This window comes from Kitasatospora sp. NPDC092948 (assembly GCF_044754805.1).
Lineage (GTDB): Bacteria > Actinomycetota > Actinomycetes > Streptomycetales > Streptomycetaceae > Kitasatospora.
Window position 1 is genome coordinate 978,605 of sequence record NZ_JBIVPU010000002.1, and the last position, 13,016, is coordinate 991,620.

The 13,016-nt window shown below is 74.3% G+C and carries 13 protein-coding genes and 1 riboswitch; of the genes, 8 read left to right on the forward strand and 5 right to left on the reverse strand.

The genetic code is table 11. The features are described from left to right. Positions 1-175: 175 nt before the first annotated feature. Positions 176-309: riboswitch (TPP riboswitch) on the forward strand. From thiC to ACIQF6_RS09355, 6 genes are all read left to right on the forward strand, one after another. Next, positions 305-2,086, forward strand: a complete 1,782-nt coding sequence (thiC, locus tag ACIQF6_RS09330; protein ID WP_400892039.1) for a phosphomethylpyrimidine synthase ThiC — start codon at positions 305-307, stop codon at positions 2,084-2,086. It overlaps the preceding riboswitch by 5 nt. Positions 2,087-2,174: 88 nt before the next feature. Beyond that, entirely contained in the window at positions 2,175-2,681 is a 507-nt protein-coding gene (locus tag ACIQF6_RS09335) for a hypothetical protein (protein WP_400892042.1), read from the forward strand. 135 nt (positions 2,682-2,816) lie between these two features. Beyond that, positions 2,817-3,311 carry a hypothetical protein gene (locus ACIQF6_RS09340; RefSeq protein ID WP_400892045.1) on the forward strand — a complete coding sequence of 165 codons (495 nt, stop codon included), beginning with the start codon at positions 2,817-2,819 and terminating at the stop codon, positions 3,309-3,311. A 144-nt stretch (positions 3,312-3,455) separates the two neighbouring features. After that, on the forward strand, positions 3,456-4,220 hold the full coding sequence (locus ACIQF6_RS09345) for a DUF6585 family protein (RefSeq protein ID WP_400892047.1): 765 nt from the start codon (positions 3,456-3,458) through the stop codon (positions 4,218-4,220). Positions 4,221-4,353: 133 nt separating this feature from the next. Continuing rightward, positions 4,354-4,785, forward strand: coding sequence for a hypothetical protein (locus ACIQF6_RS09350; RefSeq protein ID WP_400892050.1), 432 nt, complete (start codon positions 4,354-4,356; stop codon positions 4,783-4,785). Between the two features lie 193 nt (positions 4,786-4,978). Continuing rightward, positions 4,979-5,470: a GNAT family N-acetyltransferase gene (locus ACIQF6_RS09355; protein ID WP_400892052.1), complete on the forward strand. Its 492-nt coding sequence runs from the start codon at positions 4,979-4,981 to the stop codon at positions 5,468-5,470. A gap of 54 nt (positions 5,471-5,524) precedes the next feature. Here the strand turns inward: ACIQF6_RS09355 and ACIQF6_RS09360 are convergent, their stop codons facing one another. Together ACIQF6_RS09360 and ACIQF6_RS09365 are read right to left on the reverse strand one after the other, a co-directional pair. Further along, a complete protein-coding gene (locus ACIQF6_RS09360; protein ID WP_400892055.1) occupies positions 5,525-6,172 on the reverse strand; it encodes a LuxR C-terminal-related transcriptional regulator in 648 nt (215 codons plus the stop codon). Next, positions 6,157-7,398, reverse strand: coding sequence for a histidine kinase (locus tag ACIQF6_RS09365; protein WP_400892058.1), 1,242 nt, complete (start codon positions 7,396-7,398; stop codon positions 6,157-6,159). The genes ACIQF6_RS09360 and ACIQF6_RS09365 overlap by 16 nt, the downstream gene beginning before the upstream one ends. Positions 7,399-7,547: 149 nt before the next feature. On the opposite strand from ACIQF6_RS09365, the gene ACIQF6_RS09370 reads away from it, so the two are divergent. Then, positions 7,548-7,970 (forward strand): hypothetical protein, encoded by a 423-nt coding sequence (locus ACIQF6_RS09370; RefSeq protein WP_400892060.1) that lies wholly within the window; start codon positions 7,548-7,550, stop codon positions 7,968-7,970. Between the two features lie 7 nt (positions 7,971-7,977). On the opposite strand, the gene ACIQF6_RS09375 is transcribed toward ACIQF6_RS09370, so the two are convergent. Beyond that, positions 7,978-8,769, reverse strand: coding sequence for a SecDF P1 head subdomain-containing protein (locus ACIQF6_RS09375; protein WP_400892063.1), 792 nt, complete (start codon positions 8,767-8,769; stop codon positions 7,978-7,980). Between the two features lie 670 nt (positions 8,770-9,439). Here ACIQF6_RS09375 and ACIQF6_RS09380 point away from each other — a divergent pair. After that, a complete protein-coding gene (locus ACIQF6_RS09380; protein ID WP_400892066.1) occupies positions 9,440-10,672 on the forward strand; it encodes a M20 family metallopeptidase in 1,233 nt (410 codons plus the stop codon). 7 nt (positions 10,673-10,679) lie between these two features. On the opposite strand, the gene ACIQF6_RS09385 is transcribed toward ACIQF6_RS09380, so the two are convergent. Both ACIQF6_RS09385 and ACIQF6_RS09390 read right to left on the reverse strand, forming a co-directional pair. Beyond that, positions 10,680-11,675 (reverse strand): Lrp/AsnC family transcriptional regulator, encoded by a 996-nt coding sequence (locus ACIQF6_RS09385; RefSeq protein ID WP_400892069.1) that lies wholly within the window; start codon positions 11,673-11,675, stop codon positions 10,680-10,682. A gap of 13 nt (positions 11,676-11,688) precedes the next feature. Then, a complete protein-coding gene (locus ACIQF6_RS09390) occupies positions 11,689-12,954 on the reverse strand; it encodes a hypothetical protein (protein WP_400892071.1) in 1,266 nt (421 codons plus the stop codon). Between the last annotated feature and the right edge of the window lie 62 nt (positions 12,955-13,016).

The following is a 13,016-nucleotide window of genomic DNA, read 5'->3' on the forward strand; positions in this document are numbered from 1 at the left end:
GTGGTGTTCCCCTTAAAACTGTTCCAGCGACGGCGAATTGGGGCGCTGATCGAGATCGCACAGTTGTCCTCCGCAGCAGCGTACTGAAACCGGACGCCGGCCGTGGCCGGTTTCGGTGGCCTGGACCGGCGCCGCCCGGTGCCCTACGGTGAGGAGCGGACGCAGGCGGTGACGCCTGCGCGGAAACGGGAGCTCGGAGCACCGGGCTGAGAGGGCGCTGACGGTACGCGGGCCCGCGTACCACCTGCTGCGCCGACCGCAGGAACCTGACCGGGTAATGCCGGCGTAGGGAGTTGAAGGTCCGATGACCGCGTTTTCTGAGCACACGTCTGCCCGCCGGCCGTCCGCCGCGGGCTACCCCACCCCGGCCTGGCGCAAGGCCTACCGCCAGGGCAGCCGCCCCGACCTGCGGGTTCCCTACCGCGAGGTCGAACTGACCGACGGCCGCACCGTCCCGCTGTACGACACCTCCGGCCCGTACACCGACCCCGACCTGCCCACCGACGTCCGGCGCGGCCTGCCCGCGCTGCGCGACGCCTGGATCCGGCAGCGCGGCGACGTCGAGGAGTACCAGGGCCGCGAGGTCCGGCCCGAGGACGACGGGATCAAGCACACCGCGCCGCGCGGCGGCGACCTGCGCAACCTGGACGCCGTCTTCCCCGGCCGCCCGCGCCGCCCGCTGCGCGCCCGGGACGGCGTCGCCGTCACCCAACTCGGCTACGCCAAGCGCGGGTTGATCACTCCCGAGATGGAGTTCGTGGCGCTCAGGGAGGGCCTGGAGCCGGAGTTCGTGCGCGAGCAGGTGGCGCGCGGACGGGCCGTCATCCCGGTCAACGTCAACCACCCCGAGAGCGAACCGGCCGTCATCGGCACCGACTTCCTGGTGAAGATCAACGCCAACATCGGCAACTCCGCGGTCACCTCCTCCATCGAGGAGGAGGTGGAGAAGATGACCTGGGCCACCCGCTGGGGCGCCGACACCGTCATGGACCTCTCCACCGGCCGCAACATCCACACCACCCGCGAGTGGATCCTGCGCAACTCCCCCGTCCCGATCGGCACCGTCCCGCTCTACCAGGCCCTGGAGAAGGTCGACGGCCGCGCCGAGGAACTGAGTTGGGAGGTCTACCGGGACACCGTCCTCGAGCAGTGCGAGCAGGGCGTCGACTACATGACGGTGCACGCCGGCGTGCTGCTGCGGTACGTGCCGCTCACCGCCCGCCGCAAGACCGGCATCGTCTCGCGCGGCGGCTCGATCATGGCCGCCTGGTGCCTGGCGCACCATCAGGAGAACTTCCTCTACACCCACTTCGAGGAACTCTGCGACCTGCTGCGCGCCTACGACGTCACCTTCTCGCTCGGCGACGGCCTGCGGCCCGGCTCCATCGCCGACGCCAACGACGAGGCGCAGTTCGCCGAACTCACCACCCTGGGCGAGCTCGGACGGATCGCCCGGGCCAAGGACGTCCAGGTGATGATCGAGGGCCCCGGGCACGTCCCGATGCACAAGATCCGCGAGAACATGGAGCTCCAGCAGGAGATCTGCGACGAGGCCCCGTTCTACACGCTCGGCCCGCTCACCACCGACGTCGCCCCCGGCTACGACCACATCACCTCCGGCATCGGCGCCGCGATGATCGCCTGGTGGGGCACCGCGATGCTCTGCTACGTCACCCCCAAGGAACACCTGGGCCTGCCCGACCGCGACGACGTCAAGACCGGCGTCATCACCTACAAGATCGCCGCCCATGCCGCCGACCTCGCCAAGGGCCACCCCGGCGCCCAGGCCTGGGACGACGCACTCTCCGACGCCCGCTTCGAGTTCCGCTGGGAGGACCAGTTCAACCTGGCCCTGGACCCGGAGACGGCCCGCGCCTTCCACGACGAGACCCTTCCCGCCGAACCCGCCAAGACCGCGCACTTCTGCTCCATGTGCGGCCCGAAGTTCTGCTCGATGAAGATCAGCCGGCAGATCCGCGACGAACACGGCGCCGACTTGAACGCCACCGCGGAGGCCGGCATGGCCGAGAAGTCCGCCGAGTTCGCGGCCCGCGGCAACAAGGTCTACCTCCCGCTGGCCGACTGACCGCCCCGCTCGTACCGGCTGCGCCGCTCCGGAGGTCGGACCCCCGGAGCGGCGCCCCGGCCGCTGCCCGCTCCGCCACCATGGGCGGATGACGCACACCGACGCCGAGCTGATCGCCCTGCTCCATCGCCTCGACGACCCGGATTCGGCGGAGTACCCGCCCGGCTACGACAACTCCGCGACCCGGGCGCGCTTCGATCGCCTGGTGAGCAGGTTGGACAGCGACTTCGCCACGCGGTGCCGGGCGGACAGGAACGTGCAGGACGCCGGTCTGCACGCGAGGGCGGACGTGCCGGCGGCGGCCACCAGGCTCGGGGTGAAGATCGTCGTCTCGGTGAGCAACTTCGGATCCATGGCGGTGGTCGCGGCCGAGAACCCCGGTGAGTTCCTCGACACCGCCGAGGCGGTCGACGAAGGCGCGCTGCACGTGGACGACCTGGCCACCGTGGAACGAGCCCTGACGGAGCTGGGCTACGTGGTGCTCCCGGAGCGGTTGCTGACGCGTCCGTACGACGGGGTGAGAGAGCGACTGGCCTCGTACTACGGGGAAGGTCGCCCCTGCGACTGGTGGATCCGCTACTTCGACTACCTGTAGCGGGCCGGTGCGCCGGCCCCGTGCCGACCTGCGCCGAGCGGCGGGCGGCCGGCGGCTCGGCTCCCGCGGTGCCGCCGATGTCGGTGATGCCTGGTCCACTGTCGGCTGACCGACGACCGTGCCGGGAGGAAACCCATGGGCGTGCTGACCGACTACTTCCGCGCAGCCGATGCGGCCGCGGTCGTGCGGGCGCTGGAGCGGGCGGACGAACGCCCGCTCGTCGGCGGCAGGAACCCCCATTTCGACGGAGTCGAGGCCAAGCGCCTGGATCCGGACCTCGTCCTGGGGGAGCTGATCGCCGCCATCCGTCAAGTTCCCTGGGAGCCGGGCCTCGTGGACGAGCGGCCGGTGTGGCCGACCACCCCGGAGCCCGGACCGGACGGCCCACCGGACGAGGACGACCCCTGGGCCACGGGGCCCTGGGTGGTCGAGCTGGACGCCACGGTCCGGGACACGCTGGCAGGGGTGCGCGACGTGGATGTGCCGACGATCGTCGCCAGCTGGGTACAGGCGGAGGAGCTCCGCCCCGCAGGCGTGGAGGACATGCAGCCGCCGGCCGAGGAGCTGATCCGACTCGCCAGGCGCGCCCGCGAAGCCGGCGAGCAGCTCTACTGCTGGATCTGCCTGTAGGCGCCGGAGAAGCAGACAGGCGCGCCTCGGGCCACCCCGCAGAGCCGATGTGCCGGCTCCGGGCGGGGCGTCACCCCGCGGGCTAGTACGATCCCGTGCGCCGCCGGGTCGACCTGCGGTTTCTCCGTGCTGAAAGAGACTTCCGTGCAGGACACACAGGCACCCCCGGTGCAGGAACAGCCTTCCGAGGAGGTCGCGGCGCTCGCGGCCGGTCAGGAACTCGGGGCGCTGCGGGCGTCGTTCGGGCCGAAGCGGATGAGCGGTGGGGCACTGGCCGGGCTGATCGGCATGTGTCTGCTGGGCCTGGCGCTGTTCGTCCTTCCCGGCCTGTTCTTCGTCTGGCTGCTGGTGCGGTCGCCGAACCTGAACCGCAAGCAGGCGGCGAAGCGGCTCCACTGCTTCGAGCACGGGCTGGTGGTGAGCGGCCGCGACGGCCGGCCGGTGGCGTTCCGCTGGGACACCGCGGCGGTGCTGCAGCGGATCACCCGCCGGTACGTGAACGGGGTCCACACCGGGACCACCTACCTGTACACGCTGTACACGCCGGACGGCTCCGCGATCGAGCTGACCGGGTTCTACGCCGACCCCGAGGTCTGGGGCGCGGCTGTCCAGCACGAGATCACCCGGGCCCAACTGCCGCGGACGCTCGACCTGTTGAGGAACGGCGGGACGGCCCGGTTCGGCGACATCACGGTCAACGCGGCCGGGATGGCGAATGCGAAGCGGGGCTCGCTGGCGTGGAGCGAGGTGCAGCGGGTCGAGGTCAAGAACGGTGTGGTGTTCGTCGGGAAGGCCGGAAAGCTGCTGGCCTGGTCCAACACCCCGGTGCACAGGATCCCGAACTTCTTCCTGTTCCTCGCGGTGGTCGAGGAACTGCGCGGGGCTGCCGTCGGGGTCCGCTGCAATTGAGGGTTGGTCAAGTCTTTACATTTCGCTTGGATGACGGCCGATCCGGTATGGAGGGAATTGCCGGAATGGCACCACATCGGATCTGGATAAGGTTCGCGAGCATGTTCGACCTGAGCGACCCCAAAGGGAATCCATGAGCACCCCGCAGTCCCCCGAGAACCCGCATGCGGCCGCCCCCGAGGCCGGCGCCCCGGCACCGTTCGATTACGGCCAGGCACCGGCCGGCGCCGTGCCCACGGCGAAGCGGAGCAAGGGCAAGAAGGTGCTCTCCGCCCTCGGCGTCGTGCTGATCTTCGTCGTCATCGCCGTGGTCAAGTTCGGCCTCCGTGACGCGATGACCGACAAGCCCGTGCACGCCAAGGTCGGCCAGTGCGTCGCCGTGACCGGCAGCGACACCGACCCCAAGGTCGACACCGTCGGCTGCGACGACAGCAAGGCCACCCACACGGTCGAGAAGGTCATCGACAAGACCTTCGACACCAACGCCTGCGGCGGCGAGTTCGACGCGCTCGCCCAGCAGCTGGGCAGCGACAAGTTCGTCCTCTGCCTGACCCCGAAGCAGTAACCACCGGAACCACCCGAATCCTCCGGTTCGCACCGCCACCGCGGTGCGAACCGGAGGCTTTCCGCTCTCACCGCCCGGCGGCCGGACCGGGCGGGTCGGGCCGGGTGCGCAGCGGCGGGTAATCCCGTGGACGGCGCGGTCCGGCGGGTGCTGCCATAGCGGCAGGTGGTCGTCCGGCGAGCGTGGAGGCGTCATGTCCGAGGTCCGATTTGCTCTGACCGTGCGGGAGTTGACTTCGGCGGACCTGCCGGCGTGCGAATGGGCCGGGGACGCCCTGCATGTGCGCCAGTTGGCGGACCAGGTGGCGCGGGCGGCGGCCGGCGAGGTCGACTACCTGGCGGTGTGCACGCCGGTCGGGTTTCCGGTGGCGCTCGGCGGCGTCGACTGGACGGTGAGCCCGGGCGCGGGGACGCTCTGGCAGCTCGGCGTGCACCCGGCCCTCCGCTCGTGCGGCATCGGAACGTTCCTGATCCGGTCCGCGGAGCAGCGGATCGCCGACCGCGGCCTGACCCGGGCCGAACTCGGCGTCGAGGACGACAACCCGCGCGCCCGTGCGCTGTACGAACGCCTCGGCTACCGGCCGTACGGACGGGAACCGGACGCCTGGGACGTGGTGGCGCCGGACGGTTCGGTGCGCCGGTACGAGACGATGTGCACGCTGATGCGCCGGGAGCTCGGCGCCTGACGGGCGATCGGCCGTCCTGCGGCCGGTCCCGGCCCGGGTCGAACGGCGCCGGGGTCAGGGGCGGTTGAGGTGGGCGAGGACGGCGCGCACGCGGCGGTTGGTGTCGGTGTCGTCGGGGATGCCGAGCTTGGCGAACATCGTGGTGGTGTACTTGCCGATGGCGCTCTCGCTGAGGAACAGCCGCCGGCCGATGGCCTGGTTGGAGAGGCCCTCGGCCATCAGACCCAGCACGGACTGCTCGCGCTCGGTGAGGCGGCCCAGGTCGCGGCCGGCGGGGGTGGCGGTGAGCAGCCGGGCGATGACGGCCGGATCCATGGCGGTGCCGCCGCCGGCGACGCGCTCCAGCGCGTCGAGGAACTGGTCGGCGTCGAACACGCTCTCCTTGAGCAGGTAGCCGATGCCGCCGGAGCCGTCGGCCAGCAACTCCCGGGCGTACAGCTGCTCGACGTGCTGGGAGAGGATCAGGATCGGCAGGCCCGGCACCCGGGCGCGGGCGGCCAGCGCGGCCCGCAGGCCCTCGTCGGACTGGGTGGGCGGCATCCGGACGTCGACCACGGACACGTCGGGGCGCCACTTCAGCAGCGCGTCGAGGGTGTCGGGGCCGGTGGCGGTGGTGGCGACGACCTGGTGGCCGCAGGCCTCGATCAGGCGGACCATTCCGTCGCGCAGCAGGTACAGGTCTTCGGCTACGAGGATTCGCATGGCACCGCCATCCTGACACGGGTGGGCCCACCCGCGGGGCTGTCGATCGTCAAGGTGCCGCCGAACGCGTCGACCCGGCGGCGCAGGCCCGCCAGCCCGCCGCCCGGACGTTCGACCAGGCCGCCCCGGCCGTCGTCCAGCACCTCCGCGTCGACGCCGGCCGCGTCCTGACGGAGTCTCACCGTCGCCCGGGTCGCTCCCGCGTGGCGGACGGCGTTGGTCAGCAGCTCCGCGACCCCGAAGTAGACCGCCGCCTCGACCGGCGCGTCCGCCCGCAGCGGGCCCTGCGCCTCGACGTCCACGGGCAGCGGCAGGTCCAGGGCGAGCGCGCGGACCGCGTCCAGCAGGCCGCGTTCGGTCAGCACCGGCGGGCTGATCCCCCGGACCAGCTCCCGCAGTTCGGCGAGCGAGGCGGTGGCCCCCGCCTGCGCGTCGCGGATCAGCGCCCGGGCCTGCTCCGGGTCACGGTCCAGCAGCCGCTGGGCGGTGGCGAGGGAGAGGCCGAGCGCGACCAGGCGGGCCTGCGCGCCGTCGTGCAGGTCCCGTTCGATCCGGCGGATCTCGGCGGCCTGCGCCACGGTGGCGTCCGCCCGCTGGGCGGTCAGCTCCGCGACCCGCTCGGCCAGCGCCATCGCCGTCGACGGCCGCAGGAACCGCACCGCCACCGGCACGACGGCCCGCCAGGCGTACGGGGCGCAGCCGACGGCCAGCAGCACGCCGGGCACGGCGGTGAGGACGCCGCGGTGGACGGCGGCCGTCACCAGGGCGGCCGGCGGCACGGCGGCGAGCAGGCCCGCGGTGAACGGGAACACCGCGACGAACCGCAGGTCACGCAGGTTCGCCGGGTCCTGCCAGCGGATCCGCCAGTGCTGGTCCATCAGCGCGTCGCGCCGGGTGCGCTCGTAGCCGAAGCCGTTCCACCAGTAGCCGGTGGACAGTTGGGTCACCCGCGGGGCCTGCCGGTACCCCGCCGGCACGACGGCGCCGCTCCACCGCGCCACCAGGGCTCGCACCGCCGCGCACACCGGGCGGCACAGGACGAGCGTGCCCGCACCCGCCAGCACCGCCGGCAGCAGCCACGACCACGGGTTGGCCGCCCCCCAGTGGATCCCCAGCGCCACCGCACCCGCCCACACCGCCGGCACCGCCAGCGCGAGCCCCGCGACCGCGCACGCCCGCACCAACCCCACGCCGACGCCCGCCGCCCACGCTCCCACCCGCTCCATGACTCCCCCTCGCTCCCGTCCGGTGCCACCACTGTGCACCGCGCAAAGCCCCGGGTGGCCCTCCGCCGCCGCAAGAGTGGGGCTGGCCCCACCCCGCGGTGGGCCTGGACGGATACCGGGCCGAACGGCCGGTCCGTAGCGTCGACGGCATGAAGACGCAGACGCAGAACGGCAGTTACGTCACTTCCCCGCGGGCCGTCGCCGCCGTCCGGACCTCCCTGAGGATCTATGGCACGCTCGCCACCGCGACCCTGGTGGCCGTCGCCGCCGTTGCCGCCGCCGGTCACCAGGTCAACACCTTCATGTGGGTGCGGGCCGCGCTGCTGCCGCTGATCGCCGTCGCACTCCACCGCCTGGCCGCCTCGGCCGCGACCGGCTCCCGCCGCGCCTACGACCGCCTCGGCGCCGTCACCCTCGTCATGCCGATCGCCATCGTCGCCGTCGACCTCATCCCGGGCATCTGCCCCCTCTGGTACGCCGCCGCCCAGACCGCCTGCATGCTCCCCGTCCTGTACGCCGCCCGCCTCGTCCGCACCTCGGCGTGGCGCGGCGCGTTCCCGGTCTCCCGGTGACCGGCGGTCAGCGGCCGGTGGGACGGAGGCCTTCCGGGAGGGCGGCGGTGGAGAGTTGGGCGGCGAGGGTCTGGGCCTGGTCGTGGGTGAAGCCGCCGGTGATGACGATCTGGTTGCCGGTGATGGGGTTCGTCACGCGGGGGTGGGAGACGACGGCGCCGTCGATGACGATGGCGAGCTGGTCGGCGGGGTCGGGCTTGGTGACCAGGTCGGTGGTGAGGGCGGTGAAGGCGGTCGCGCCGGCGTCGGTGAAGGTGAGGGTGACCTGCCACTGGTTGCCGGCGCCGTCGAGGTCGGCGGTGCTGCCGGCGATGTGGGCGCCCTTCACGGCGACCGGGCCGAGGGCGAGTTTCGTCGCGGGCTCCTGAGCGGTGGCCGTGCTGCAGGCGACGGTCTCGGCGGTCGGGTCGGCCGGGTGCGCCGCGGCGGTGCAGTCCAGCGCGTCGAGCTGCGGGCGCAGTCGGGGCGGGACGGTGAACGACTCCGCGGTGCCGAGGACCGGGCGGAATTCCAGTGCGACCTGGTGGGTGAGGGCCTCGATGCGGCTGTCGAGCGGGCCGGCGGCGGAGAGCGACAGGGTTCCGTCGTCGGTGCTGACCCGGGGGTCCTTGAGGCCGAGCAGTTCGGCCCGGTGCCGGAGCTGTTCGGCGGCCTGCTTGAGCGCGTCGCCGGAGAGCCGGCCGTCGGCGGTGAAGGAGACCGCCGTGCGCTTCTCACTGTCGGACGTGCAGGCGGTGACGGCGAGCCCGACGGCGAGCAGGGCGGCGGTGGCGGCCAGGGCGCGGAGCGGTGACGTCATGGAAGCGATTGTGACAGTCCGGAAGTCCGCCCGTGTGTCTTTCAACTCACCTGATGCGAAAGGGGGTTGAGTGACAATCGGCCCGGATGGGTGACCGTTGGACGGCCGGCGCGGAGACCACCTGGACGGTGTCGGCGCCGGGGAGGCGGAGGTGGGCGAAGCCGTCCTCACCCGCCGCGACCAGCAGTGGCGCGCGTGGCCGGCCGGCCGCGTCGACGGCGTCGGCGGCCGGCCGCTCGCGGTGTTCGACGCCCGCGCCGAACGCTTCGGCCGCGCCGACTTCCGCGGCTGCGCGTTCAGCAACACCAGGTCGAGACCGCCGACCCCGACAGCCCCGCCCACCAGGTCGCCGCGGGACGCGAACGCCAGGTCGTCGACTATGTCGCCGGCCCGCCGGCCCGCCGGCCGCCGACGGCCGGCCGCAGCCGGAGTGCGCCGAACTCGCCCGCCGGCTCGTCCTGCTGATGGACGGCGCGATCGTCACCGCCCTGCGCGAAGGCACCGCCGGGCCCGCTGCCGAGGCCCGGACGATCACCGCCGCACTGTCGGGCGATTCGTGCGCCGAGCCGGGCGGAAGCGCCCGATCCGTGCGTCGACCGAGCGCCCGGGGCCGCCCCGGGGCCAGGATGCGGGAGGACCGTCCGCTCCCCGTCCACCTGGAGGCGCACCCGTGTCGACCGACCTTCACCCCGACCACGCCGCTCCCGACGACCTCGCCGACCTGCGCCGCGCCGCCGGCGCGCTCCGGCCCGCGCTGGTCGAACTCCGGCGCGACCTGCACCGCCACCCCGAGATCGGCCTCGACCTGCCGCGCACCCGGGCGCGGCTGCTGACCGCCCTCGACGGCCTGCCGCTGGAGATCGCCCTCGGCGAGCGGCTGTCCTCCGTCACCGCCGTGCTGCGCGGCGCCCGCCCGGGCCCGGCCGTGCTGCTGCGCGCCGACCTGGACGCGCTGCCCGTCCAGGAGGACACCGGCCTGCCGTACGCCTCCGAGCTGCCCGGCGCGATGCACGCCTGCGGCCACGACCTGCACGCCGCCGCCCTTGTTGGCGCGGCCCGGCTGCTCGCCGAGCGACGCGAACAGCTGGCCGGCAGCGTGGTGTTCATGTTCCAGCCGGGCGAGGAGGGGGACGGCGGGGCGGCCCTGATGATCGAGGACGGCGTACTGGACGCGGCCGGCGGCCGGGTCGCCGCCGCGTACGCGCTGCACGTCGCCTCCGCCCAGCTGCCCGCCGGGACGGTGGGCGGCCGGCCCGGCCCGATCATGGCCGCCAGCGACACCCTGCGGGTGGTGGTCCGCGGCCGCGGCGGCCACGGCTCCAGCCCGCACCTGGCGCTCGACCCCGTCCCGGTCGCCTGCGAGGCGGTACTGGCGTTGCAGACCATGGTCACCCGGCAGTTCGACGCCTTCGACCCGGTGGTGCTCACCGTCGGCACCTTCCACGCGGGCACCGCCGAGAACGTCGTCCCCGACCGGGCCGAATTCGCCGCCACCGTCCGCTCGTTCTCCCCCGCCGCCCGCGCGCAGGTGCTGGACCGGGCGGTCCGGGTGGCCCGCGGCATCGGCGAGGCGCACGGCTGCCAGGTCGAGGCGACGGTCGAGCCCGGCTACCCGGTGACGGTCAACGACCCGGTCGAGGCCGGGTACGCCGAGCGGACGGCCCGCCGACTGCTCGGCGCCGACCGGTACTTCGACATGCCCCGCCCGCTGGCCGGCTCGGAGGACTTCGGCGTCCTGGCCGGGCACGTCCCCGCCGCGTACCTGGTGCTCGGCGCCTGCCCGCCCGACGCCGACCCGTTCACCGCGCCCTACAACCACTCCGCGCAGGCCCGCTTCGACGACGACGTGCTCGGCGACGCGGCGGCCCTGCTGGCGGCCCTGGCCCTCGGACGCACGGGCTGACGACCCGTCAGGGTGCGATCGGGACGTACCCGGTGCGCCGGCCGTCCGGGCCGAGCAGGTGGCCGAGCAGCTTGGGCGTGCGCAGCATCAGATGGCGGTCCAGGGCGCGTACGGCGGGGAAGCACAGGGCCAGCTCCTGTTCGATCCGGCCCAGCTCCGACACCTGGGAGACGGTCAGGTGGACCACCAGGTTGGCGGGCCCGACGGTGATCGCGCACATCCGGGTCTGCGGCAGCGCGGCCAGCCGGCGGGCGGCGTCCGGCAGGTCGCCCGGGGGGACGTCCAGCCAGAGCATCGCGCCCAGCGGGTGCCCGGTGACCCGGGGCGAGGCGTCGCAGCGCAGCACCGCCCGCCCCGACCCCCGCACCTCGGTGAGCCGGCGGCGCACCGTCGCGGCGGGCAGGCCGGTGCGGGCCGCCAGCGCCGGGTACGGCATCCGGCCGTCGGCGCCGAGTGCCTGGATCAGCGCGAGGTCCTGTTCGATCCGCCGGTCCGCGACCGGCCGGCGGGTCCGCCCGGACGGCCCGGCGATGGCGGCGCGCTGCGCCGGGTCCAGGGCGCCGCTGCTGAACCGGCTGCCCTCGACCACGGTGCGCTCCACCAGGCTGGTGCGGACGCGCTGCACGCCCGGCACCGGGCCGAGCCGGTCCAGCAGGTACGCCGTCAGCCCCTCGTGGTCGTAGGCGGCGACGGTGAGCAGCAGGTCGGCGCCGCCGGTGACGAGTTCGATGCTGGCGGCCTGCGGGTGCCGGGCGAGTTCGGCGGCGACGGCGCTCACCCGGTCGGGCGGGCAGTCGACCTGGACGAGGGCGGCCAGGCCCCGGCCGATCCGGTCCTGGGACGGGTAGCACGTCACCCAGGCGTCCCCGGCGGCGGCCAGCCGGGCCCACCGGCGCGACAGGGTGGCCGGGTCGACGCCGAGCGGCCCGGCCAGCCGGGACCACGGCGCCCGCGGGTCGACCCGCAGGGCGTCGACCAGGGCCAGGTCCAGCTCGTCGATCATCGGGGCGGTCCTGTCAGTCGTCGTGCGGGTCGGGGTCGGCCCCGGAGCCGTCGGTGCGCGGGCGTCCCTGACCGTCCGTCAGGCCCTCCGGTCCCGGGCTGGTGAAGTCCGGCGCGGTGAAGCGGGGCGCGTCGGGCAGGGGGCGGCCGTCGGCGTCGGTGAGCTGCTCGGGGCCGGGGCTGGTGAAGCCGGGTCCGTCGGAGCGCCTGCGGCCCCGTTCGTCGGTGAGACCCCGCGGCCCCGGGCTGGTGAAGTCCGGGCTGCTGTGCCCGGGCCCGGTGAACCCGGCCGGGCGCGGGCGGCCCTGATCGTCCGTCAGACCTTCGCGGCCCGGGCTGGTGAAGTCGGGGGCGGTGAAGCGGGGCGCGTCGGGCAGGGGCCGGCCGTCGGCGTCGGTGAGCTGCTCGGGGCCGGGGCTGGTGAAGCGGGGGCCGTCGGTGCGCTTGCGCCCCCGGTCGTCCGTCAGGCCCTCCGGTCCGGGGCTGGTGAAGTCCGGGCTGCTGTGCCCGGGGCCGGTGAACCCGGCCGGGCGCGGCCGGTGCTGATCGTCCGTCAGACCTTCCGGTCCGGGGCTGGTGAACCCCGGGCTGGCGTATCCGGCCCGGCTGTACCCGGGGCTGAGCAGGTCGGGCGCGGCGGCCCTGGGGCGCGGGACGCCGGTGCCGGGGGCGGCGGCGCCGGGGGCGGCGGTGTGGTGGGCGAGCAGCCAGGGCAGCAGGGCGCGGTCGCGCAGCGCGGAGTGCCAGGCGGCCCGGGCCGCGGCCAGCTCGGCCTGCTGGTACGGGTCCGCGCCGGGGATGCGGGCGGCGCCGCGGCGCGCGGTGAGGACCAGTCCGGCGCCGCCGATCAGCAGTGCGGCGGCGGCGACGGCCAGCGCGAGCAGCCCGGCGGTGACGGTGGCGCGCCCGAACGCCAGGCCGGGCGAGGTGACCCGCAGCAGCCAGCCGAGCACCAGCAGGATCAGTCCGGTGGACCCGGCCAGCAGCGGTGTGAGCACGGTCAGTGCGGGGAGCAGCCCGGCGCCGACGACCGGTGGCGCGCTCTCCGGGCGCCGCTCGGCGGCCGCGGTGCGCAGCTCCAGGTAGCGGGCGTACTCGGCGGCGGCGGGCGCGGCGACGGTCTCGGCCTCCGCGAGGGCCCTGGTGTGCAGCTGTTCGGTGTTGAGGTGCACGCCGGGCTCGGCCAGGGCCTGCCGGACGGCGGGGTCGCGCAGCGCTTCGTCGAGCAGCCGGCCGAAGTCGGCGCGGTCCTCGGCGAGCAGGCGCGGCGGGTGGCTCATGGATACCCCGTTCCGCGAGGTGGACGAAAGTCGCAGGCCTCGATGGTAGGGGTGCGCGGGAG

What these genes read in the sequence shown, in the direction of transcription:
- thiC (WP_400892039.1), top strand. Translation starts at nt 305, where the DNA reads ATGACCGCGTTTTCTGAGCACACGTCTGCCCGCCGGCCGTCCGCCGCG.
- ACIQF6_RS09335 (WP_400892042.1), top strand. Translation starts at nt 2,175, where the DNA reads ATGACGCACACCGACGCCGAGCTGATCGCCCTGCTCCATCGCCTCGAC.
- ACIQF6_RS09370 (WP_400892060.1), top strand. Translation starts at nt 7,548, where the DNA reads ATGAAGACGCAGACGCAGAACGGCAGTTACGTCACTTCCCCGCGGGCC.
- ACIQF6_RS09340 (WP_400892045.1), top strand. Translation starts at nt 2,817, where the DNA reads ATGGGCGTGCTGACCGACTACTTCCGCGCAGCCGATGCGGCCGCGGTC.
- ACIQF6_RS09390 (WP_400892071.1), bottom strand. Translation starts at nt 12,954, where the DNA reads ATGAGCCACCCGCCGCGCCTGCTCGCCGAGGACCGCGCCGACTTCGGC.
- ACIQF6_RS09385 (WP_400892069.1), bottom strand. Translation starts at nt 11,675, where the DNA reads ATGATCGACGAGCTGGACCTGGCCCTGGTCGACGCCCTGCGGGTCGAC.
- ACIQF6_RS09375 (WP_400892063.1), bottom strand. Translation starts at nt 8,769, where the DNA reads ATGACGTCACCGCTCCGCGCCCTGGCCGCCACCGCCGCCCTGCTCGCC.
- ACIQF6_RS09360 (WP_400892055.1), bottom strand. Translation starts at nt 6,172, where the DNA reads ATGCGAATCCTCGTAGCCGAAGACCTGTACCTGCTGCGCGACGGAATG.
- ACIQF6_RS09350 (WP_400892050.1), top strand. Translation starts at nt 4,354, where the DNA reads ATGAGCACCCCGCAGTCCCCCGAGAACCCGCATGCGGCCGCCCCCGAG.
- ACIQF6_RS09355 (WP_400892052.1), top strand. Translation starts at nt 4,979, where the DNA reads ATGTCCGAGGTCCGATTTGCTCTGACCGTGCGGGAGTTGACTTCGGCG.
- ACIQF6_RS09365 (WP_400892058.1), bottom strand. Translation starts at nt 7,398, where the DNA reads ATGGAGCGGGTGGGAGCGTGGGCGGCGGGCGTCGGCGTGGGGTTGGTG.